Source organism: Polaribacter vadi, assembly GCF_018861005.1.
Classification (GTDB): Bacteria; Bacteroidota; Bacteroidia; order Flavobacteriales; family Flavobacteriaceae; genus Polaribacter; species Polaribacter vadi_A.
Window position 1 is genome coordinate 95,146 of sequence record NZ_JAHKQL010000022.1, and the last position, 21,658, is coordinate 116,803.

21 protein-coding genes and 2 tRNA genes are annotated in these 21,658 nt (G+C 27.5%); 7 read left to right on the top strand and 16 right to left on the bottom strand.

All coding sequences use genetic code 11. The features are described 5' to 3' along the window. Positions 1-7: 7 nt before the first annotated feature. The gene (locus KO506_RS11210) at positions 8-1,456 is read right to left on the bottom strand and encodes a TonB-dependent receptor (protein ID WP_215995002.1); all 1,449 of its coding nucleotides are present in this window, start codon (positions 1,454-1,456) and stop codon (positions 8-10) included. Between the two features lie 76 nt (positions 1,457-1,532). On the opposite strand from KO506_RS11210, the gene KO506_RS11215 reads away from it, so the two are divergent. From KO506_RS11215 to KO506_RS11235, 5 genes are all read left to right on the top strand, one after another. Beyond that, positions 1,533-2,315, top strand: coding sequence for an MBL fold metallo-hydrolase (locus KO506_RS11215; RefSeq protein WP_215995003.1), 783 nt, complete (start codon positions 1,533-1,535; stop codon positions 2,313-2,315). Positions 2,316-2,425: 110 nt separating this feature from the next. After that, the gene (locus KO506_RS11220; RefSeq protein WP_215995004.1) at positions 2,426-2,779 is read left to right on the top strand and encodes a hypothetical protein; all 354 of its coding nucleotides are present in this window, start codon (positions 2,426-2,428) and stop codon (positions 2,777-2,779) included. Beyond that, entirely contained in the window at positions 2,780-3,592 is an 813-nt protein-coding gene (locus KO506_RS11225; protein ID WP_215995005.1) for a cell envelope biogenesis protein OmpA, read from the top strand. 7 nt (positions 3,593-3,599) lie between these two features. Continuing rightward, a complete protein-coding gene (locus KO506_RS11230) occupies positions 3,600-4,085 on the top strand; it encodes a Rab family GTPase (protein ID WP_215995006.1) in 486 nt (161 codons plus the stop codon). 7 nt (positions 4,086-4,092) lie between these two features. After that, a complete protein-coding gene (locus KO506_RS11235) occupies positions 4,093-5,625 on the top strand; it encodes an ATP-binding response regulator (protein WP_215995007.1) in 1,533 nt (510 codons plus the stop codon). A gap of 25 nt (positions 5,626-5,650) precedes the next feature. Here KO506_RS11235 and KO506_RS11240 read toward each other — a convergent pair whose 3' ends face one another. The 7 genes from KO506_RS11240 to KO506_RS11270 form a co-directional block, all read right to left on the bottom strand. After that, positions 5,651-6,289 (bottom strand): alpha/beta hydrolase, encoded by a 639-nt coding sequence (locus KO506_RS11240; RefSeq protein ID WP_215995008.1) that lies wholly within the window; start codon positions 6,287-6,289, stop codon positions 5,651-5,653. Between the two features lie 37 nt (positions 6,290-6,326). Further along, a complete protein-coding gene (locus tag KO506_RS11245; protein WP_215995009.1) occupies positions 6,327-6,653 on the bottom strand; it encodes a DUF4870 domain-containing protein in 327 nt (108 codons plus the stop codon). A gap of 5 nt (positions 6,654-6,658) precedes the next feature. Continuing rightward, positions 6,659-7,915 carry a dihydroorotase gene (locus KO506_RS11250; protein WP_215995010.1) on the bottom strand — a complete coding sequence of 419 codons (1,257 nt, stop codon included), beginning with the start codon at positions 7,913-7,915 and terminating at the stop codon, positions 6,659-6,661. Further along, positions 7,912-9,861: a BatA domain-containing protein gene (locus KO506_RS11255; RefSeq protein ID WP_215995011.1), complete on the bottom strand. Its 1,950-nt coding sequence runs from the start codon at positions 9,859-9,861 to the stop codon at positions 7,912-7,914. The genes KO506_RS11250 and KO506_RS11255 overlap by 4 nt, the downstream gene beginning before the upstream one ends. A 97-nt stretch (positions 9,862-9,958) precedes the next feature. Beyond that, on the bottom strand, positions 9,959-10,723 hold the full coding sequence (locus KO506_RS11260; RefSeq protein WP_215995012.1) for a TIGR02757 family protein: 765 nt from the start codon (positions 10,721-10,723) through the stop codon (positions 9,959-9,961). 7 nt (positions 10,724-10,730) lie between these two features. Beyond that, the gene (locus tag KO506_RS11265) at positions 10,731-11,390 is read right to left on the bottom strand and encodes an ABC transporter ATP-binding protein (RefSeq protein ID WP_215995013.1); all 660 of its coding nucleotides are present in this window, start codon (positions 11,388-11,390) and stop codon (positions 10,731-10,733) included. Positions 11,391-11,479: 89 nt separating this feature from the next. After that, entirely contained in the window at positions 11,480-13,903 is a 2,424-nt protein-coding gene (locus tag KO506_RS11270) for a DUF5916 domain-containing protein (RefSeq protein ID WP_215995014.1), read from the bottom strand. Positions 13,904-14,216: 313 nt separating this feature from the next. On the opposite strand from KO506_RS11270, the gene sucC reads away from it, so the two are divergent. Then, entirely contained in the window at positions 14,217-15,413 is a 1,197-nt protein-coding gene (gene sucC, locus KO506_RS11275) for an ADP-forming succinate--CoA ligase subunit beta (RefSeq protein WP_215995015.1), read from the top strand. Positions 15,414-15,705: 292 nt separating this feature from the next. Here sucC and KO506_RS11280 read toward each other — a convergent pair whose 3' ends face one another. The 6 genes from KO506_RS11280 to KO506_RS11305 form a co-directional block, all read right to left on the bottom strand. Continuing rightward, complete coding sequence (locus KO506_RS11280) at positions 15,706-16,509, bottom strand: carboxypeptidase-like regulatory domain-containing protein (protein ID WP_215995016.1); 804 nt, start codon at positions 16,507-16,509, stop codon at positions 15,706-15,708. A gap of 247 nt (positions 16,510-16,756) precedes the next feature. Beyond that, on the bottom strand, positions 16,757-18,577 hold the full coding sequence (locus KO506_RS11285) for a DUF2326 domain-containing protein (RefSeq protein ID WP_215995017.1): 1,821 nt from the start codon (positions 18,575-18,577) through the stop codon (positions 16,757-16,759). Continuing rightward, entirely contained in the window at positions 18,574-18,807 is a 234-nt protein-coding gene (locus tag KO506_RS11290) for an ABC-three component system middle component 8 (protein WP_215995018.1), read from the bottom strand. Before KO506_RS11290 ends, KO506_RS11285 begins: the two co-directional genes overlap by 4 nt. Beyond that, positions 18,804-19,769 (bottom strand): ABC-three component system protein, encoded by a 966-nt coding sequence (locus tag KO506_RS11295; protein ID WP_215995019.1) that lies wholly within the window; start codon positions 19,767-19,769, stop codon positions 18,804-18,806. Before KO506_RS11295 ends, KO506_RS11290 begins: the two co-directional genes overlap by 4 nt. A 197-nt stretch (positions 19,770-19,966) precedes the next feature. Continuing rightward, a tRNA-Leu gene (locus tag KO506_RS11300) sits at positions 19,967-20,050 on the bottom strand. A gap of 50 nt (positions 20,051-20,100) precedes the next feature. Next, positions 20,101-20,173, bottom strand: a tRNA-Lys gene (locus KO506_RS11305). A gap of 94 nt (positions 20,174-20,267) precedes the next feature. Between KO506_RS11305 and KO506_RS11310 the strand changes: the two genes are divergently transcribed. Next, positions 20,268-20,783, top strand: coding sequence for a shikimate kinase (locus tag KO506_RS11310; protein WP_215995020.1), 516 nt, complete (start codon positions 20,268-20,270; stop codon positions 20,781-20,783). Here KO506_RS11310 and KO506_RS11315 read toward each other — a convergent pair. Continuing rightward, positions 20,775-21,278 (bottom strand): phosphoribosyltransferase family protein, encoded by a 504-nt coding sequence (locus KO506_RS11315; RefSeq protein WP_215995021.1) that lies wholly within the window; start codon positions 21,276-21,278, stop codon positions 20,775-20,777. The two genes, KO506_RS11310 and KO506_RS11315, sit on opposite strands and share 9 nt — an antisense overlap. After that, positions 21,275-21,655: an RNA-binding S4 domain-containing protein gene (locus tag KO506_RS11320; protein ID WP_215995022.1), complete on the bottom strand. Its 381-nt coding sequence runs from the start codon at positions 21,653-21,655 to the stop codon at positions 21,275-21,277. The genes KO506_RS11315 and KO506_RS11320 overlap by 4 nt, the downstream gene beginning before the upstream one ends. Between the last annotated feature and the right edge of the window lie 3 nt (positions 21,656-21,658).

The window sequence follows — 21,658 nt, forward strand, 5'->3', positions numbered from 1 at the left end:
ATAAATGTTAACTTTTACTTCTAGATCTAGAATAGCCAAATAATCTTTTTTGTTTTATAATTTCAGAGACCCCTTCTGGTAACATTTCTTCCCAACCTTTTTCTCCATCCATAATTTTTCTTAAAACAGTTCTAGAAAAGATGTCTAAAACTTCTTTATTAAAGTCTTTAATGTCTAAGATTTTCCCATTATTTTTAAAGAACTTGTATAATTCTTTCATTCTAGGGTGTACTTTTAAGTTTTCGCTATTCATATATTCTCCAGTTTCTGGGTCATGATATGGATACATGTACACTTTTAAATCTCTATGGAATAATTTACCAAAAGCTTCTAAGATTCCACCACTTAAATCTCTATAGTATTTTTCGTCAAAAATTTGTACCAGATTAAAAACACCCATGGCAAGCGCCATTCTTTCTTTGGTAAACTCACTAAAATATTCAACTAATTTAAAATATTGTTGAAAGCTAGTAATCATTACATTTTGTCCTAAAGAACAAAGTAATTCTGCTCTATCTAAAAAGTCTCTTTCATTAATTTTACCTTCTGCAGATAAGTTACTTAATGTAATTTCGAATATAACTTGAACCTTGCTTTCATTTACTTTGTTTTCTTTTAAAAACATTTTTTTAGACTGTTCAAACATATCCATATTAACTTTAGTTACAGGTCTAAAACTACCTCTTAAAGCTAAAATGTTCTTTTTATAAAGTACCTGTGCAGGTAATAAGTTGTTTCCATCAGGTCCAAACATAACAGCATTTGTCATTCCGTTTTTAAGCAATTGTAAGCTCATTAAACGATTGTCTACGTACATAAAACGAGGGCCAGAGAAATTAATCATGTCAATTTCTAGTTGATGATTTCCTAAATTATGATAAAAAGATTTTACCAACTCTTTTGGATTATCATTTAAGTAAAAAGCACCATAAATAAGGTTTACACCCAAAATACCTAAAGTTTCTTGTTGCAAACGCGCATCTGTTTCTTTAAAGCGTAAGTGTAAAACAATTTCGTTATAATCTTCTAAAGGATCTAATTGAAAACGGATTCCTACCCAACCATGACCTTTAAATTTTCTAGCAAAATCTATAGTAGTTACAGTATTAGCATAACTAAAAAATAATTTATCAGGATGTTTTTGTCTACTTAAACGATCTTCCATTAAATCGATTTCGTGACCTAACATTTTTTTTAATCTAGGCTGAGTAACATAACGTCTGTCTTCTTCAATACCATAAATAGCATCAGAAAAATCTTTATCATAAGCACTCATAGCCTTTGCTATAGTACCAGATGCAGCTCCAGATCTAAAGAAATTACGAGCAGTTTCTTGGCCTGCACCAATTTCTGCAAAGGTTCCATAAATATCAGAGTTTAAGTTTATTCTTAGTGCTTTACTTTTAGTAGTTGGTACACTACTAATCTCTTTATCTCCTCTCAAAGAAATTGCCATATTAGATTTTTTAAGTACTTAACAAATGTAGTAAATAAGAATGCTATCAGTCAATTTTTATGTTATTTTTGTTATAATGAATTTTAGTAAAAAAGTATTAGATATAACCTTTCTAGGTACAGGAACTTCGCAAGGCATACCAATGATTGCAAGTAATGACCCTGTATGCCTATCAACAGACCTTAAAGACAAACGATTACGTTCTTCTCTATTAATTTCTTGGAATAATTTAACTTACGTTATTGATTGTGGACCAGATTTTAGACAACAAATGTTGCGAGAAAATGTTCAATTAATTAATGGAGTTTTTTTTACACACGAACATGCAGATCATGTAGGTGGTTTAGATGATTTAAGGCCTTATTGTTATAAAATAGGAGATATGCCTATTTATTTAAACAAAACTACATTAACGAGTTTAGAGAAACGTTTTGACTATATTTTTAGTAAAGAAAACAGATATCCAGGAGCACCAAGTGTAACTCCATTTTTAGTAGATAGCAAAAGTTTTTTGGTTGATGGATTAGAAGTTACTCCAATAAATGTAAAGCATGGTAAATTACCAATTACAGCTTTTAGGTTTCAAGATTTTGCTTATTTAACAGATGTAAAAACTATTGATGAAACTGAAAAACAAAAATTAAAAAACTTAGATGTTTTAGTCGTTAATGCTTTAAGAATTCAAGAACACCCAACTCATTTTAACTTAAAAGAAGCTTTAGATTTTGTTGATGAAATACAACCTAAAAAAACTTATTTTACCCATATAAGTCATAAACTAGGTTTTCATAAGGAGATTTCTAAGAAATTGCCTGAAAATGTATTTTTAGCTTTTGATGGTTTAAAAATAACAGTATAGGTTTTTATAATTTGTTTTTTAGTGTATATTTGTCTACAAGGCTATTGTTTTCAGAACTTTAGTCATCAACATTAAAAAGATTTAATAGTTATAAAAAACTAAATAATAGCATGGCTAAAACTCCCGAACAAAATAATGAAACAGCACCTAATCAACAAGTTGATACTAGGATTGCAGCAGTAAGAGACTTAATTTTTGGAGAGAATATTCAAAGATATGATTCAGAATTTGCAGACGTTTATGAAAAAATTGAAGCATTAAAAAAACAAAGTAACAATAGCTTAGCTGATGCTGTAACTAACTTAGAAAATAAATTATCTGATTTAGAAAGTTTAGTAGATCATAAATTTCAAGATTTAAATGATGATTTAGATAAGAAGTTAGCAGATTTAGATGATGAAAAAACAGATAGAAGAAAATTAGGGAAAGCTTTAGAGAAGATTGCACAGATGTTGCAAGAGTAGATGAGAAAAACGACTGTAAATCATAATACTGACAACCGTTTTGAAGTACTAAAAGAACTTTTATTAACAGATGATAGGAAAGAATTTGAAGCTTTAAGTGCCAAATTTTTAGAAAAAACTGAAGTTAAAAAAGAAGTAGCCCCAGTAATAGACCAAAAAATAGATGATTTTAAAGATAATTTTTCAGATCATTTTGGTGGCCATATTACAGAAGCTATAAAAGTACAAATTAGAGATTCTCAAGACGAAGTTGTAGAAGCACTTTACCCAATTATAGGTAAATTGATTAAGAAGTTTATTGTCGCAGAAATAGCTAAACTTACAGATACTATTAACGAAACTATTAATGATAAGTTTTCGATTACTCAAATTATAAAACGTTTATTTAAAGGTAAAAGAACAGATGCAGATGATGTGTTACAAGAAGTTTTTGAACCTATAATAGAAGAGATTTTTGTTATAGAAAAAGATTCTGGTTTATTAAGAGGTAGTTTTTCTAGAGGTAGTATTGCAGATAAAGATATGGTTTCTGGTATGTTAACTGCTATAAAATCTTTTGCTGAAGATGCTTTTTCTAAAGAAGGGCAAGATTTAGAAGATATAAAATTCGAAACTTTTCAATTATCTATCCAAAATTTTAAATCTATCTATATTGCAACTGCAGCTTCTGGTATTATAAATAGTGAATTTAAAGAAGAACTTTTAGACGATATTAATATACTAGCAGAAAAAGTTTTAATGGATAGAAGTTTTTTAGCAGAAGAAGAAAGATTAAATGTTTTAATAATGGATATTTTTATAAATAAAGATTAAGTTTTAAATGATAGCAAAAAAAGTTTTACTTGTTGGTAATTTTGGTGTTGGTAAAACCTCACTAATTAGAAGGTTTGTTTTAAATGAATTTTCTGAAGATTACATCAGTACAATTGGTGTAAGAGTTAGTACTAAAATAGTAGAATTAAATTCAGAAAAAATTAAGCTATTAATTTGGGATGTTGCTGGTACTAAAGATGATGAAAAAGTACCAAAAGCTTATTTTTTAGGAGCAAGTGCAGCTATGTATGTTTTTGATATGTCTAGAGATGAAACTTATTTAAATTTAAGCAGTCAAATAGATACAATTAAAGAATTGTCTGGTTTAGAGGATATTACAATTGTAGGTAATAAAAAAGATTTATTAACTAGTTTAGAGATAAATCAAGTAAAAAAAACTGTAAATATTCATATAGATTTAATTACCAGTGCAAAAGATAATGAAAATGTAGAAGATGCTTTTGTATTGTTAGCAAACCAATCTTTAAAATAAAATTTCATTGATACCTCCAAATATAGAAAATGCTTTTATTGAAATTGTAACCAATAAGCAAGGAATTATTACTGCAATTAATGCAGGTAAATTTGCTAAAAAAGAATTTGATTTAAACACTTCAATATTTAATCCTTGCCCTTTTCTTTTTGGTACGTTAGATTTTTTAACAGAAAATGAAACAATTCCTATAAACGGAATGGTTATTTGTTCTGATGAAAAAGAGTACAATGTAGATTTAGAATTGCTAAATAAAAATAATGTAATAACAATTCTTATACAAGAAAGAACCGAGATTTACAAAACTATCACTAAATTAAATCAAAGTAGAAATGATTTGTATTTTTTGAAAAGAGAAATTTCAAAAAAAAATAAAGAACTAATTGTTTTAAGAAAAGCTTCTGATAAAGCTAATGAAGAAAAATCTCGCTTTTTAGCAATGATGAGTCATGAAATAAGGAATCCTTTAAATACCATTTTAGGATATACACAAATGATTTCTGAAGAAGATTTATCGAAAAAAGTAGAAGATTATATAAAATATCTTTCAATAGCTGGTAGAAATTTAAAAGTTATTGTTGATGATATTTTAGATTTATCGAGAATTGAAGCAGGTAAGCTTAAATTGGCTGTTGAGCAGATAAATATTAATGATATAATTGAGGGTATTTATATTAACTACAAGAATCAGAATAGTAATGATAAAGTTAATATAGAACTTTCAAAGTCTGATCTTATACCAGATGTTTTATATGGAGATGGTGTAAGAGTTACTCAAATTATTACTAATTTAATGAGTAATGCTTTAAAGTTTACTAAAAAAGGAATGGTTTCTTTACAAGCAAATCTTATTTTAGACAGTCCAGAAACTACAGAAATACGTTTTAAAATTATTGATACTGGTAGAGGAATGACACCAGAACAAACTGTACTAATATTTGAAGAATATGGTCAAACAGAGTTAGATGATAATAGAATTCATGGTGGTGCAGGTTTAGGGTTGGCAATTGTAAAACGCCTGGTATCTGCAATGCAAGGAACTATATCTGTAGAAAGTGCTATTGATAAAGGAACTGTTTTTTCTGTAGAAATTCCGTTTAAAAAAGTAGATTCTTATATAGAAAACAAAATACAAGAGGTCCCAGAAACAAAAATTATAAGTTTAAATGGTAAAAAAGTTTTACTGGCAGATGATGATCATTTAAATCAAAAAATAACCATTCATTTTTTAGAAAAAGAAGGGGTTAAAGTTACTGTTGTAGACAATGGATTAATGGCTTATAATGTTTTAAATAAAGAAACTTTCGATATTGTTCTTTTAGATATAAATATGCCAGAACTTACAGGAGTAGAGTTGGTTAAAAGAAAAGAACATCTCGATTTTAATACAAAAACACCTTTTTTAGCCTTAACAGGTTTTGCAACTGAAGAAGATAAAAGTCACTATTTAAGTGTAGGTTTTAAAGATGTTATATTTAAGCCTTACAAGCCAGTAGAATTAATAGGAAAGCTTCAAAAATCACTCATAAATATAGATTAAGAGCTCCTTGATATTTAGTTCTATTTTACAACCTATTTTCTATCCAAGATTTAAAACTATAGAAGTTTTGTGGAGCTACTCCATGACCAACAGGGTATTCAGAAAAAACATTTTCTAATCCTAAATTATCTAAAAAGGGTTTACTTTTTCTTGCCCAATCAATAGGTAAAACTTGATCTACAGTTCCATGAGAACAATAATAGTCCGTTTTTACATCCTTAGAAATTGTTGATGGTAATAATTTTGTTTCAATATAACCACTTAATGCAATAATATAATTTACTTTATTTGGGTAAAAGAAACTTAAAGAATAACTTAAAATAGCACCTTGACTAAAGCCTAACAAAAAAGTATTGTTAGTACTTGTGTTGTATTTTGTTTTAATATCATCAATAAAAACTGCAATTTTATCAATAGATTCTTTAGCTTGTTTTAAATCAGAAAATTTACCATTTACTTCATCAAAATTAATTGCATACCAAGCATAACCACCATAACCCATTTCGTAAGGTGCTTGTACACTTACAATAAGTAATTCTTCAGGTAACTCTTCTGCAAACGAAAATAAATCTTGTTCATTACTTCCATAGCCATGTAATAAAATTAATAAAGGCGGATTTTCAGTTTTTTTAGTAGGTTCTTTTACTATGTAATTTAGACTCATAAGTGTTTTTTAGACTGATAATAGTTTAATTTTTTTATTAAATTCCTCTAAACCAATTTTGAAAATGCTCACCAACTACTGGTACTTCTTTTTCCTCTCCTTTAAAAGCTCCTATTATAGAAATAATCCATAGAATAAAAGTTAATGCTCCAATAATATAACTAGCAGAACTACCAAAAAATTTAAGAATAATTGCTCCGTTTAAAAATTGAATAATATTTAAACCAATCATTTGTCTTATATAAAAACTAGCAAAATAATTCTTTTTATTCATGTTCATTACAAATGCAATTACAAGGCCTATAATCCAAAAATGACTTATAATTGCAGCTGTTTTTCCTTCACTTACAGAGGTGTTTTCCATAATATTTATTTTAATATTAATTGATTGTTTGCATAAACTCCGTAAACTTTACCTTTTAACTTTTTGTTGATGAAAGGACTGTTTTTAGAAGTTGATAATATTTGTTGTTTTGTAAAAATAATTTCTTCTTTTGGATTAAATAAAGTGATATCAGCTTTATTACCTTCGTTAATTGTGTAATTTTCTAACCCAAAAATAGCTTTAGGTTTTGTAGTTAATTTCTCTATAAAATCTTCTAATTCTAATACAGAATTGATTGCTCCAAAAGCAGTTTCTAAGCCAATTACACCATCTTTAGCTTCACTGAATTCAACTTTTTTATGTTCTATGTCAATAGGATTATGATCTGAGGTAATAATGTCAATAACATTATTTTTAATCGCTTTTTGTAAAGCTTTAGTATCTGCTTTGGTTCTTAAAGGCGGATTCGTTTTAAAGTTACTATCAAAACCATGTAATTCATCATCAGTCAAAGTTAAATGATGTATAGAAACACTACAAGTAACTTGCAATCCTTTTTTCTTAGCTTCTTTAATTAGGTCAATAGATTTTACTGTAGAAATTGTTGGTATGTGTAATTTACCACCTGTATATTCTAATAAAAATAAATCTCTCGAAATTTGTATATGCTCAGCTAAAGCAGGACTTCCTTTTAAACCTAATTTAGTGCTATTAATACCTTCGTTAGCAATTCCTTCTCCTGCAATCGCATTATTTTTAGGGAAACTCAACACTAAGCCGTCAAAATTTTGAGCATATAAAAGTGCAACTTTCATTAAGTTGTCATTTTCAATTGGTTTGTTGTAATCACCAAAAGCAATGGCTCCAGATTGTTGCATATCATATAATTCAGCCATTTCAATTCCATTGCTTTTTTGTGTTAAAGCAGCAATAGGAAATAATTTTGTTGCAGAATTATTGGCTTTGTTAATTAGGTATTCAACATCAGATTTAGAATCTATTATTGGGTTTGTATTTGCGTTTACAGCAATTGCAGTAAAACCACTTTTGGCAGCAACTTGCAAACCATTTTGTATTGTTTCTCTTTCTTCAAAGCCAGGTTCTCCTAAAGAAACACTAGTATCAAACCAACCACAAGAAACGTGCAAGTCTTCTAAATCTACTAAATTTGTGTTTTCTTTAAGTTGAATGGTGTCTGCAATCTTTTTAATTTTTCCATTACTAATTAAAATGTCCTTTTTTTGAAGATGATAAGGACTTGATGCATCTATAATTGTTGCGTTTCTAAGAAGCGTACTCATGGTTTATAGAACTTTAAAATAAAAATTTCTAAAAGCAAAGATACAATTGCCAAGGCTAAAAACCATTTCCAAAGCCATTGAACTTCATTTTTTTTGTTTAAATCGTTAAAAACCTCTGCAATAGAAGAATTAAAATTGATGTTTTTATTTTCTTTTCTTAAAGAATTTAAATCTAAAAAGTTTAATGAACTCTCTTCTTTTGGGTTATTAAAAGCAATAGTTTGTAACGTGTCTTTTTTACTGATGATATTATAGAAACCAACTTTTGTAGGATTGTCTTTTGTAGAAATACTTACTTTATTTTGATAAGTTTGTTGAGATGGAATAAAAGATGAATTTTGATTAACAATGGTTAAAATTTCATCTTTTTCTAAATTGGTTTCTACATCAATTTTATTTTCTTTATTTAGATAATAATATAATTTTTGATGTTGAAAACTTAGTTTTCCAAAATTGTAAAATGTAGGTACAACTAGAGGTGAATTTAAAAAATTGCTATTGTTTTTTGATAAAGAACTAGAGACCCAATACACTTTATTTTTCGAAGAATTAATCTCACTTATAAAACTTGAATTGTTCTCAAAAGAGATGATGTTACTTTTGTTTTTAGATAAAATAGGGTAGTAGCTTTTAACAACTGGATATTGAAAATTCAATACTTTTTTAGAGAAAACATTTTTAAATAAAGGGTGATTAAAATTGATGTTTGTAATTTTTAAAGTATCAGAAATTTTAGATTTTATTTTTGATCCCGCAATTTTATTTAAGAATAAATTATAAGATTGTACTTCAGATTTTATATTTGGTATAATTACAATTGTGCCTCCTTTTTTAGAAAAATTAACGATACTTTTTGATAGCGTTTCAGGGATTTTTTTTAATTCATTTAAGATGATAATTTGCTGTTTTGGAATGGCATTATAATTTATGTTTTGTAGGGTAGAAGTAGAGAAGTTAAATTCGTCTTTTGTGTAGATTTTAGATAAGAAATTTGTGTCATTACCAATACTTAGAATATTGATTTTTTTACTAGTGTTTATGCTAAAATAAAAACTATTGTCAAACAAAAAAGTGTCGCTAAAAGTAATGTCTAATTTCCCTAAGAATTCAGTAACATTTTGTAATGTAAAAGTTATTGTTTTATTTTCATTTTCGTTAATAGAGAAAGACTGTTTACTTACTAGTTTTTCTTTATTATAAATGGCTATTGGAATGTTGTTTTTTGCATCACCTTGATTTTTAACTACTACATTTACAGTTAAGTTTGTTGTATTAGTGGTGGTAGTAAAAACACTGTCTATAGAAATGTTGTTTTTTTTGCTGCTCTCTAGTTTTATACCTGAAAAACCTTTGGTTACATTTGTAAACTCGTTGTTGTAAGTATTCTGAAAATCAGAAATAAAAATACTTTTATATAAAGTATTAGTTTTATTTTTTTGAGAGCTGTTTATTTTAAGAAAAATGTTCTTAATTTCTACTTTTTTAGCAGAATTCTCTATGTTTAGTAAGTTGTTTTTTAAATCTTGGTAAGAAATATCTTTGTAAAAATCTGTATTTGTTTGTAAAGAATATCTATCATTTCTAGAAGTATTTTCAATAATTTCTTGTGCTGCAATTTTTAATAAATTTCCTTTTTCTCCTGTACTATTTGTACTTAAAGAATTGTCTAAATAAATAAATGTATGCTGTTTTGTTTCTGTTTTTTTACTGCTAAAATAAGGTTGAGAAAAAGCAATAATTATCGCTGAAAGTAAAAGTAGTCTTGTTGCTAAAATTAACCACTTTTTTATACGAGAACTCTTACGTGTTTGTTGTACTAATTTCTGTAAAAAAGCAACGTTAGTAAATGGTGTTTTTACAAATTTTTGTAATTGAAAAAGATGCACTAAAATGGGTATAATGAGTAGTGCTAAAAAGTATAAAATTTCAGGATTTTGAAATTGCATTTTTGTGATTAAAGTTCTCTCAAAAATAGGGAAATTAATCCATATTATAGCACTGAGTTTTTAATAGAAATCACAAAGTTTTATAAACATGTATTCTTTAAAATTTTTCAAAAACACCTAATCCAAAAAGGGAAAAATCATATTTTACAGGATCGTTTTTATCTAGTTTTCTTAAACTTTTGTCTAACTCAGAAAGTGCTTTCCAGTCGTTTTGTTTTCTGTTTAACAGTTTTAATTTTCTTGCAACATTACCAGAATGTACATCTAATGGACAAGATAAATTTGTAGGATTATGAGTTTGCCAAATTCCAAAATCTACACCAGAATTATCGTTTCTAACCATCCAACGTAAAAACATATTTATACGTTTTGCAGCCGAATTTTTAAGAGGATCAGAAACGTGCTTTTGTGTTCTTTGTTGATGGTCAACTTCAAAAAATATAGTTTTAAATTGATGTATTGCTGTTTTGTAATTTTTAGAATTGTCTTTTATGTTTAGTACGTTTTCTAACCCAAAATGGTTTTTATATATGTGTTGTAAAGACTTTATAAATTGTTGAAAATCGATGTAATTAAAAGTTCTATGGACAAAGTTTTCGAATGTTTTTAAGTCTTTTTCTTGATGGTTTAAGACAAAATCATAAGGAGAATTGTCTAGTAATTCCATCATCCTATATGCATTTTTGATAATCATTTTTCGATTACCCCAAGAAATGGTTGCTGTTAAAAAAGCAGCAATTTCTATATCTTCTTTTAAAGTAAATATATGTGGAATTTGAATAGGATCTGATTCAATAAATTTTGGATTATTGTATAAGATAACTTTCTCGTCCAAAAATTCTTTAAGTTCAGTTTTATTCATCTATCAACTAAAGAATTTTACCATCTTTCATTGTTAATTTTCTGTCTGCCATATCTGCTAACTCTAAATTATGGGTAACCAAAACAAAAGTTTGACCAAATTCATCACGCAGTTTAAAAAATAATTCGTGCAGATTTTTAGCAGATTCACTATCTAAATTTCCACTAGGTTCATCTGCAAGAATAACAGATGGGTTGTTAATTAAAGCTCTAGCAACTGCAACTCTTTGTTGTTCACCACCAGAAAGTTCGCTTGGTCTATGATTTATTCTATGAGATAATCCTAAAAATTCAAGTAATTCTTTGGCCTTTTTCTCGGATTCTTTTTTAGATTTCTTTGCAATAAATGCAGGGATACAAACATTTTCTAACGCTGTAAATTCTGGTAGTAATTGATGAAACTGAAAAATAAAACCAATATGTTTATTTCTAAATTCTGATAATTGTTTGTCAGTTAAGTTTTTAAGAGATTTATTGTTGATGTTAATTTCGAAATCTTGCTCTTTTAAAGGTTTGTCTAACGTACCTAGTATTTGTAAAAGTGTAGTTTTTCCAGCCCCAGAAGGACCAACAATAGCTACAATTTCTCCTTTTTTTATTTCTAAATCTAACCCTTTTAAAACTTCTACATCACCATAATATTTATGGATATTTTTTGTAACAATCATAGTTTTTATATCTGATTACGAATGTATAAAAAAACGGATATACTTTTTAAATATATCCGTTATTATTAAAAGTTGGGAGAGTTCTAAACTTAAAAAATGTTCTTAATCTTATTGTAATCTATAAAATATACAAACCTTACAGAAAATGTATGACTATGAGATTGGGCGAATAAATTATCCAAATTTTTGAAAAAATTCAAATTCGAGTTTGTGTCAGAGTTGTAGATTGAATTTCTATAAAATGCAATTAATTGGCTTCCAGGCGCAAATTGCCAAATATAATTTAAGTCTAAATTCCAGCTATTAAAATTCACGTTTTCTCCTTCATAGGTATCATTTTTATTTAATCCACCATCAGAAGTTAGATTATAATAGTCATTATAATTTACTGCACCCCAATAATGCCTAAAAGTTAAGGAAAGTGAAGATTTTGTACTAAAACTATATTTTCCAGATATAGAATTGGTGTAATTTTTACGATCTCTCATACCAAAAATAATGTTGGTGTCATCTTCATCTACATAACCTTGATCATCATAAAATTGATTGTAATTTAAGCTGTATTGTAAAGAAAATTGATTTGTAAATCGATAACGAGGTGAAATGCTAAATCCGTAACCAACTTTCGGATTGTTAGAATAGGCAGTATGCCAAATATCTGCATTTACTTGAAACTTTTTTTGTGAGTTTGTAGATATCCAAGCATTGATGTTTTTTCTTTCGGGTTGTAAAAAGTAAACGCCACTAGTTGTACCTTGTCTTGGTTCAAAAAAATCTTTGTTTTCTGTTTCATAATTTAAGTTACCACCAAAATAGAAGCGTTTTCTTGTTTGTGCACTTGCTCCAAAACTGGCTGAATAACCTGTAAATATTCCAGAAAAATGTTGGAATTCTGCATTGTTGTAAAAATAGAAATTGTAAGAATTAAATTTTTTGGTAGGTTGTAAAGTTCGCCAACCAGCACTACCATAAATTGTTTGTTGGTTATTGCTAAAAAGAATCCCCAAATCATTTGGATCAAAATCTTTGTTTTCGAAGTTATAACCCAACTCCCAGTTCCAATGGCCAGAATTATAACCAAAACTATTATCAAAATAATAACCTAAACCATTGTTATTTACATCATCTGTAATTGAACTCATTTTTACAGAACCATCTGCATTATACTTGCTGTCTTTGGTTTCTATATGCCAATCTAAAGCTGTAACATTTGCATCTCTAAATCTGCCATCTCTGGTAACATTTGTGTTTATAAGAGATATGGTTGAATTTTGATTAAATTGTTGATCTAGAACTAAAATATTATAGTTTGTAAAAGGATCAATTACTTCTTTTCTTTCAGTATTTGTTAGATTATTTTTTATAGTAGCTTCAGTTTTTTCTGTAATAGCGTTAAAAAAACCAATTCCTAAACCCTTTTGGGTTCTTCCAGAAATTTTAACAGCATTTAGCATGGTTACTTTTCCTGGGTAATCAGTAATTTCTTCATCTTCGGATATAGAACTTTCAACATCAAATTGATCTATAGGTTGTGCGCCTATTCTTCTAGAATAAAATAAATTGGCAATATTAAACAATTCTGTACCTTCTGTAAAAAACTGTCTTTGCTCTGTGAATTGTTGCTCAAAAGGGCCTAAATTTAATTCTACGTCATCGAAACCAACTTGACTAAAGTCAGGAATTAAAGTAGCATCCAAAGTAAAATTTTCTGTTAAACCATATTTAATATCCATACCAAGACTGTAGTTAAAATCGGTATTGCCTTCAAAAGTTGTAGTTGTTGCTGAAGCGTAAGGATATAAGTTTAATCTTGTTGGTGGTTTTATATCTCTAAAATCGGTGATTAAACCATCATATTGCGTCCATCTTCCTACAGTATTATCAATATGTGTCCAAGTGTGTTGTTGGTTTAATTTTTCTAATCTTCTATGAAAATTAAAACCCCAAGATTGTACAGGTCTATTTGCAAAACGTAATGCTCTATATGGTATTTCCATTTCTACATTCCATCCTTTATCAGTAATTTTTGCAGCACTATCCCAAACAGCGCTCCAATTAAAATCTTCATTTCCATTAGATACTTTTGCATCACCTTGGTTTCCTGTAGATTGTACAATAAATTCAAATGGGTTTTGGCCATCATCATTTGGGTTTATGGTAACTAAAAAGAAATCTGCAATACCAAAATTATCTCTTACAGCAAATTCTTGAGGAATTCCTTCAGGATCTGGATCTAACATTTCTGCTGATATGTAAATAGCATCATCATTATAAATTACCTTAACAGTAGTTTGATATTCTTTAGATACTGGCTTACCATTGTCTGGTCTAAGAATAACAAAATCAGAACAAATTTCTGCATCTTTCCAAGCTTCATCATTTAAAATACCATCAATTTTTGGTGTTTTTGATATACGGGTTGTTTTAATTGTTTTTCTATTCTCTTGGTTTTGTGAAGATGAATGGTGAATGCCTAAAAAAGCAATCATTATCATTGAGATTTTTTTTAACATTTGGTTTTGGTTGATTTTTTGTTAAAACAATTTACGAATATATTTGACTCCTTACAGTAGCAATCATAAAATGTTGTTAATTCATATGAAAGACACCATATTTTTTAATGCGTTACAGTAATCAAGTGTTAATTAAATCTTAAAAAAGATTTAATTAAAATTAAAGTAAGTTTTACTGTAAAAAATAAGCCTTAAGAACTTAAGATGTTTTTTAGTAGGTCATTTTTTTGTTTAGCTATAATTTTTATAAAAAAAATATCAAAAATCATCATTGAATTTGTATTTTTGTTTCCGTTTTAAAATCACGACACAGATGAACTTACACGAATATCAAGGAAAAGAAATTTTAAACAGTTTTGGAGTTAGAATTCAACGAGGAATTGTTGCAAGCACTCCAGCTGAAGCTGTAGAAGCTGCAAAAAAACTAACGGAAGATACTGGTACAGGTTGGCACGTAATAAAAGCCCAAGTTCACGCAGGTGGTCGTGGAAAAGGTGGTGGAGTTAAGTTAGCTAAAAACTTAGACGAAGTTCAGTCTATTTCTGATGATATTTTAGGTATGATGTTAATTACACCTCAAACATCTGCAGAAGGTAAATTAGTAAACCAAGTTTTAGTTGCAGAAGATGTTTATTATCCTGGAGATGAAGAACCAGATGAATACTATATGTCTGTTTTATTAAACAGAGCAACAGGTAAAAATATGATTATGTATTCTACTGAAGGTGGTATGGATATAGAAACTGTTGCAGAAGAAACTCCGCACTTAATATTTACAGAAGAAGTAGATCCATTATTAGGTTTAATGCCTTTTCAAGCACGTAAAGTAGCATTTAACTTAGGCTTATCTGGTGTTGCATTTAAAGAAATGACAAAATTTGTTTCAGCTCTTTATACTGCATACATTAAGTCTGATTCTTCTATGTTTGAAATTAACCCAGTGTTAAAAACATCAGACTCTAAGATAATGGCTGTAGATGCAAAAGTGTCTTTAGATGAAAATGCTTTATATAGACATAAAGATTATGCAGCAATGCGTGATTTAAGAGAAGAAAACCCAATTGAAGTTGAAGCTAAAGCTGCTGGTTTAAACTATGTAGACTTAGATGGAAACGTTGGTTGTATGGTAAACGGAGCTGGTTTAGCAATGGGAACAATGGATTTAATAAAAGAATCTGGTGGTGAACCAGCTAACTTTTTAGATGTTGGTGGTACTGCAGATGCTGCAAGAGTAGAAACTGCTTTTGGTATTATTTTAAAAGACCCTAATGTAAAAGCTATTTTAGTAAATATTTTTGGAGGTATTGTACGTTGTGACAGAGTTGCACAAGGTGTAGTTGATGCTTACCAAAGTATGGGAGATAAAATTACAGTACCAATTATTTGTAGATTACAAGGTACAAATGCAGTAGAAGCTAAAGAATTAATTGATAATTCTGGGATGGAAATTATTTCTGCTACAGAATTTCAAGAAGCAGCAGATAAGGTTGCAGAAGTTTTAGGAGCTTAAGCTTTTAGTTTAAATATATTTTTAAAAAGCCTCACAAGAAATTGTGAGGCTTTTTTATTTTCTTAATTTATTAAAATAGCATTGTTTAAATAATTTCAAACTTGTAAATTATCTTATATCCTTAAAATTCTGTTAAACAGTTTAAAATAATGTAACTTAATTACAAATGATGCGTCTAACGTTATATAGCTAATGTCTTAAAAAGATATTTAGTAAATGTTAGTTAGTTTTTAATAGTTGATTAGAGTCAAAAGCTGTAAAACGTTTTTGACTCTTTTTTTGTTGATATGTTTTAGTTTTTAGAAGGAATTTTATCACGCTCTATTTTACCATTTTTAATGGCTTTGTAGTTTTCGTAACAACTAAGAACAGCTTCAATCATTTGTAAATCAGATGCTTTTTTAATAAAATATTCAGAATAATTACAGTCTGTTAATAGTTCAGTTAACTCTTGTCTATCCATTTGTAAGTATTCCATCATTACTTCTCTATCAAATTTACCTGCTAACATTTTACGTAAGTCATCTTCTTTTTTTAGCTTTTGTAATTTCTTTAGTTGTTTCGGTTTTTTACCAAACAAGTTGTATAAGAAATCTACTGGCTGAAATAAAGCAGCAACAGGAGAAGAGAAGTCTCTTTTATTAGCTTTACCAACTTCGTAAGTCTGTGGTAATCCATTAATATGAATTCTAGTAAATTTATCTTTAGGTACTTGTTTTACATCAATTTCTAAAACTCCAATTAATTTGGTAGATTTTATAATAACTTCTCTAATTTCTTCAGGCTTTTCGTACAAAGCAATCTCTAATTCATTTCCTTTCAATAAATCATTTGTAACTTTTACTTTTATTGATGAAAACCCTAAATAAGAAACTAAAATTGTATCGTTAGCTTGAGTTGGTATTTCAAAAAAACCTTTATCGTTAGTAATGGTACCTTGTACAGTGTTTAAATTTAAAATGTGTGCAGCACTTAAAGCTTGCTTATTTACAGCGTGAATAATTTGTCCTTTTAAAGTTGTATTCGGAATACTGTCTTGCTGAGAAAATGCGCCTAAACTTAAAAATAAGCACAGAATAATTAGAGTTTTTTGCATAAAAACAAAATTAATGATAAAAGTGATTAGAATGGTTAATATTTTGTGAAGATGTAAAATATTTCAATAAAAAGTGCGCACGAGAAGATTCGAACTTCCACTTTCTTGCGAAAACAGCCCCCTCAACTATATAAGTTAAAAATTTGTTATTGTAAATCATTGATATTTAGTTATTTGTGTTTTTGTGTTATTCTCATTTAGATACAAAACTGGTACGAAAAACGGTACGAGTTATTAATAATTTAGTTTAAAAATTAAATCCAAATAATGTACCAGATTCATCTTTATCATTAAGATTAAGTATAATTTCTTGATCAGAAAAATTTATAGGTTTTTCGGTTTTTTCATCAACTGGTAAATCATCTTTAATAACAGAAAAAATATACTGAAAATTTTTAATAGAAGTTAATTGATAAATTTGATTTAAAAATCTATGTTTTACACCATTGTCTTCGTTTGCTAAAACGTCATCATGATAAACAAATCTAAAATATGATTTATTTATATAATTTGTAACTATTGCCAAGTCAAATGTTACACAAAATAACTTTGTGTACGTATATCCGTCACCTTGAGAAGTTCCTCTTTTCAATTCTCCTTGAATTCTTTCAATTGATGGTGATAAGAAATCAACATTATTCTCTTTATTTAATGACCAGGATATTATTGCTGTCTCGTTTATAATTTCTTTATAATATTGTGAAAAACTATTCCTAATACTATTGTACAATATGTTTTTTTCAGTAGAATTAGCTAATTTCTTTATTCTACTTATATATTTATCTAAATCATCATTCTTTTCTTTTTTGTCCTCTTCTTTTTTAATAATTAAATCTATTTTTTTTAATTTTTCATTTAATGATACTAAATTACTTTCTAATTTTGCTAATCGTTTTTGATAAGTTTTAAATTTATTAAAAGTGTCCGTACCTTTTAGAACTGATAATAAATCTTCTTTTTCCTTATTCAACTCTTCAAGAGTTTCATTAACTTCTTCAAGGTCTTTTATTTTTCCTAAAACTGTCTTTTTTAAAAGTTTATTTCTCTCAATTGTTAATTTAGAATTAAATTCTAACAATTCATTATAATCTTTCTTCAACTGCTTGGGAAAGAATATCTTCATTTCTTCAAAAACTTTATTTACTTTTTTTAGATCGAAAGCAAATTTATTCTTAATTGATTTTTTTAATTGATTTACATCAAACTGAATATTATAAGAAACTGTATTTAGCTTGCTTATTTTTGATTCAATATGATCAATTCCATCTTTAATGAGTTTTTTATCTTCATTATAAAAGTTAAACTTATCAATGTTTTTTGTTATACTAATTAAATTGTTTTTCTTAATATGAATTTGACCAACTAACTCATCTCTCTTTTTCTCATCAACTTCAAATTCTCGTCTTAAATTATTAGCAAAATGATTTAACTCTTCTATTTGACTTTCTACAATGTATTTGTCAAATAATAATTTCCCATCAAAACCAAGTAAATCAAACATAAATGGTTTCCAATCACGATGTTTTCCGCTTGAAAATTTATTTAGTTTATATATATCAGAATAATCTCCTTGTCTTCTTAAAGAATAATTAATAGCCTTTCTATAACTGTAATTTTTATTTTTAAAAAAATTATAATTTAGATATTCATTTAATTGGGATATAGCTTTTTTAATAGATAAGTCCACGATATCCCAATTTTCTGGTGGGTTAAATCCTTCGCTTTGAGATTTAGATATTTTAAATGAAATTTTTGTATTGACAGATACACTTCTTTTTATAGTTAAAAAGACTCCTGAATTTAAAAGAATTTCAAGATAAAAAATGTACTCATTGAATATTTGAGAACTACTAGGTTCTTTATAAAAGAAATGCTTTTTTTTATTATCAATCCTCTTTAATAATAGAAAATCTATTAAATCTGCAAATAAAGTTTTTCCTAAATTATGTGCATTATTTTTATCTGAAATACTAGTTTTTACATCTGCGTAAACCACATTAAGCCCATTCAAATTAAATTGAATATTCTTAAATTTTTCTTTGTTACAATATAATTTACTTAGCTTCATTTTAGTTCAAAAGTATCAGTTTTTTCATTGTAAATTACTTTATTTAAAAGGAATAGAAAATTTAAAGCATATGGATAATTTGTAGATGCTCTTTCTCCAATTTCATTTAAAACATCGTCAAGTAAAGCATCATATTTAGTAGCGCCCTTATAAGTAAGTTTTTTAATTAAAAAAGCACTAATATTGATTACTGAATAGTCTAAATTACTATGTTTATCTAATTTTATCATTTTATTCCAATTGAGCAAGAATAATACATATAATGCAGTAGAAATCTAATATATCTTTTTTTTCCTTTATAATCAGAGTCTGAAGATATTCTATTATAAATAAAATCAAAAACTTCTTCGAATGCACCAAATTTATCTCTTTTCAATATAATTAGATCATTTAATTCATTAACAATATCAAAGTAAATTTCTTTTACTGTATCATTTTTCTCTAACTCCAAAAAATATTCAATTTTATTAAAATATGGTAATGACGTGTTTAAAATTACTTGCTCATAATATAATTTACTTAAATTATTTTTTTTGTTTTTCTCAGTTTTTGATATTAGCTTAAAATTATATTGAGTTTCTATAACTTTTTCTTTAATGTCTTCATTAATCTTAAATAGTTGATCTTTAAATTCTATAACAATATCTTTAATGTCTTGTTCTGAAAAATCAAAAGGAACCTGGTAGCTTTCTAATTTAAAGCGTGAAACAATATCTTTATTAATTTTAAGTGAAAGCCATTCATTGAGAGTTTCGATACCAATAATTTCAATATTATCAAAATCGACTCCAGAATTTTTGCTGATATATTTTCTTATTTTCGAATCTACACCCCCAGAATATTTTCTGTTAGTAAATAATATATAATATTCAAGCTCTCCATTTTCGTATAATTTTTTAACCCTAACAGTTTCCTCAGCTATTATGCTTTTTGTGTTTCCAAAAAAACTCTTTTCAGAACAACTTCCTACTGGGTTACTTGTATGCTTTGCTTGAATAATAAATTTGCTTCCAGAGTTTTTCCATTTATCTAAGTCTTTAAAAAAACCAATACGTCTCCCATCTTTGCCACCATCTTTGCCAGAAGAAAAATAAATGGATTCACTTCCTTTTATCCTCTCTGAAATATTGTTAGAGATAACCTCAAAATCATCATTATTAATATTGAAAGCTAGATTAAAGGTGAAGTCCATTTAACAAAAATATAAAATTTAAAAAGTAATTTATAAGCCTTGGTATTATAATTTTAAAATTAAAAATTTTAATTGGAAAAAACAGTTAATTAGTATAAAAATTGGTACGAATACAGGTACGAGAACCGGTACGAATGATAGGTGTTAGAAATTTATAAAAAAACGGTGTAATGAGTTTATTGTCAGTTCATTAAAAGTGCGCACGAGAAGATTCGAACTTCCACTTTCTTGCGAAAACAGCCCCCTCAAGGCTGCGCGTCTACCAATTTCGCCACGTGCGCTAAATTTAAAAATAAAAAAAAGTTAAGCATTGGCTTAACTTTTTTTTCTGTGACCGGGCTGGGGCTCGAACCCAGGACCCTCTCCTTAAAAGGGAGATGCTCTACCAACTGAGCTACCAGGTCAAAAATTTTACGAGGTGCAAATATACTATCAATCATTTAAATCTGAAACATAAAATTGAAGAAATTTTTCGATATTTGCTAAAAATATAAATAAATGAAAATAGTTTTATTAGGTTATATGGCTTCTGGAAAATCTAGTATTGGTAAAAAGCTTTCTAAAAGTTTAGAAATGAGTTTTATAGATCTAGATGATTATATTATCGAAAAAGAAAACAAAACTATATCAGAAATTTTTAAAGAGAAAGGAGAAATCTATTTTAGATTGATTGAAACCAAATGTTTGAAAGAAATCTTATCTAAAGATGGTAATTTTATACTTTCTTTAGGTGGAGGAACACCTTGTTATGCAAATAATATGGAAATTGTTAATGATGGAGAAACAAAATCTATCTATTTACAAGGGAGTGTGCCAACAATGGTAGAAAGGTTAATAAGAAAAAAAGCAAAAAGACCTTTAATTGCTTCTTTAGGTGATGATAAAATTCCTGAATTTGTAGCAAAACATCTTTTTGAAAGACGTCCTTATTACGAAAAAGCAAAAATGACTATTAAAATTGATAACAAAAAGAAAAGCGAAGTAGCAGAAGAGTTATTTAAACTGTTAAACTAAATATGCTTTAGAATCGTTCTCTAAAAAGTCAATTTGAATATGTTCTTTTATTGATGTTGATAAAGAAATTCCTTTAAAATCTGCTTTTACAGGGTATTTTTTATGATTTCTATTTACTAAAACAGCTGTTTTAAATCTTTTTAGAGGTACATCTAAAAAATGTTTTACACCATAAATTAAGGTAGTCCCAGAGTTTAAAACATCATCAACTAAAACTAAAGATTTATTCTTGTAATCATCAACATTTAAAGTAGTTGTAATAGGTTCTAATGGTTTTTTCTTATTAATTGTTACCTTGCAAATACTTATTTTAAGTGTAGCAATTTCGTTTAAAATTTCAACTAATTTTTCAGCAAAAACATATCCATTACCAATAATACCAGCAATAATCACTTCTTTTTCGTTACTATTACTTTCGTAAATTTGATAAGCAATTCTTCTAATTTTTTGATTTATTTGAACTGTATCTAATATAATATTTCCTTCTGTTATCATAAGTTTTCTGTAGTATCTTCTGTATATCCTTCAATATCCCTTCTATCTTTTTTTGTAGGTCTTCCAGTACCTTTTTTACGATAATAATCTTTAGCGTATTTTAAAAGTTCATTTTTTTGAAACTCTTCTTTAGGTGTAATATCTTTTCTGTACAAATCTGCTAATTTTGCACCAACACGACTTTCTGGTAAATCTAAAACTTTTATTTGATAATTAATTTGATTTTTTCTAACTAAAATCAATTCATTACCAAACACCTCTTTAGAAGGTTTTACATTTTTATTATCAATCTTAACTTGCCCTTTTTTACAAGCATTAGTAGCTATACTTCTAGTTTTAAAAGTACGTATACACCATAAGTATTTATCAATTCTCATAAA

Coding starts and splice junctions, on each gene's coding strand:
- KO506_RS11210 (WP_215995002.1), bottom strand. CDS start 1,456: ATGGCAATTTCTTTGAGAGGAGATAAAGAGATTAGTAGTGTACCAACT.
- KO506_RS11215 (WP_215995003.1), top strand. CDS start 1,533: ATGAATTTTAGTAAAAAAGTATTAGATATAACCTTTCTAGGTACAGGA.
- KO506_RS11220 (WP_215995004.1), top strand. CDS start 2,426: ATGGCTAAAACTCCCGAACAAAATAATGAAACAGCACCTAATCAACAA.
- KO506_RS11225 (WP_215995005.1), top strand. CDS start 2,780: ATGAGAAAAACGACTGTAAATCATAATACTGACAACCGTTTTGAAGTA.
- KO506_RS11230 (WP_215995006.1), top strand. CDS start 3,600: ATGATAGCAAAAAAAGTTTTACTTGTTGGTAATTTTGGTGTTGGTAAA.
- KO506_RS11240 (WP_215995008.1), bottom strand. CDS start 6,289: ATGAGTCTAAATTACATAGTAAAAGAACCTACTAAAAAAACTGAAAAT.
- KO506_RS11245 (WP_215995009.1), bottom strand. CDS start 6,653: ATGGAAAACACCTCTGTAAGTGAAGGAAAAACAGCTGCAATTATAAGT.
- KO506_RS11250 (WP_215995010.1), bottom strand. CDS start 7,915: ATGAGTACGCTTCTTAGAAACGCAACAATTATAGATGCATCAAGTCCT.
- KO506_RS11255 (WP_215995011.1), bottom strand. CDS start 9,861: ATGCAATTTCAAAATCCTGAAATTTTATACTTTTTAGCACTACTCATT.
- KO506_RS11260 (WP_215995012.1), bottom strand. CDS start 10,723: ATGAATAAAACTGAACTTAAAGAATTTTTGGACGAGAAAGTTATCTTA.
- KO506_RS11265 (WP_215995013.1), bottom strand. CDS start 11,390: ATGATTGTTACAAAAAATATCCATAAATATTATGGTGATGTAGAAGTT.
- KO506_RS11270 (WP_215995014.1), bottom strand. CDS start 13,903: ATGTTAAAAAAAATCTCAATGATAATGATTGCTTTTTTAGGCATTCAC.
- sucC (WP_215995015.1), top strand. CDS start 14,217: ATGAACTTACACGAATATCAAGGAAAAGAAATTTTAAACAGTTTTGGA.
- KO506_RS11280 (WP_215995016.1), bottom strand. CDS start 16,509: ATGCAAAAAACTCTAATTATTCTGTGCTTATTTTTAAGTTTAGGCGCA.
- KO506_RS11285 (WP_215995017.1), bottom strand. CDS start 18,577: ATGAAGCTAAGTAAATTATATTGTAACAAAGAAAAATTTAAGAATATT.
- KO506_RS11290 (WP_215995018.1), bottom strand. CDS start 18,807: ATGATAAAATTAGATAAACATAGTAATTTAGACTATTCAGTAATCAAT.
- KO506_RS11295 (WP_215995019.1), bottom strand. CDS start 19,769: ATGGACTTCACCTTTAATCTAGCTTTCAATATTAATAATGATGATTTT.
- KO506_RS11310 (WP_215995020.1), top strand. CDS start 20,268: ATGAAAATAGTTTTATTAGGTTATATGGCTTCTGGAAAATCTAGTATT.
- KO506_RS11315 (WP_215995021.1), bottom strand. CDS start 21,278: ATGATAACAGAAGGAAATATTATATTAGATACAGTTCAAATAAATCAA.
- KO506_RS11320 (WP_215995022.1), bottom strand. CDS start 21,655: ATGAGAATTGATAAATACTTATGGTGTATACGTACTTTTAAAACTAGA.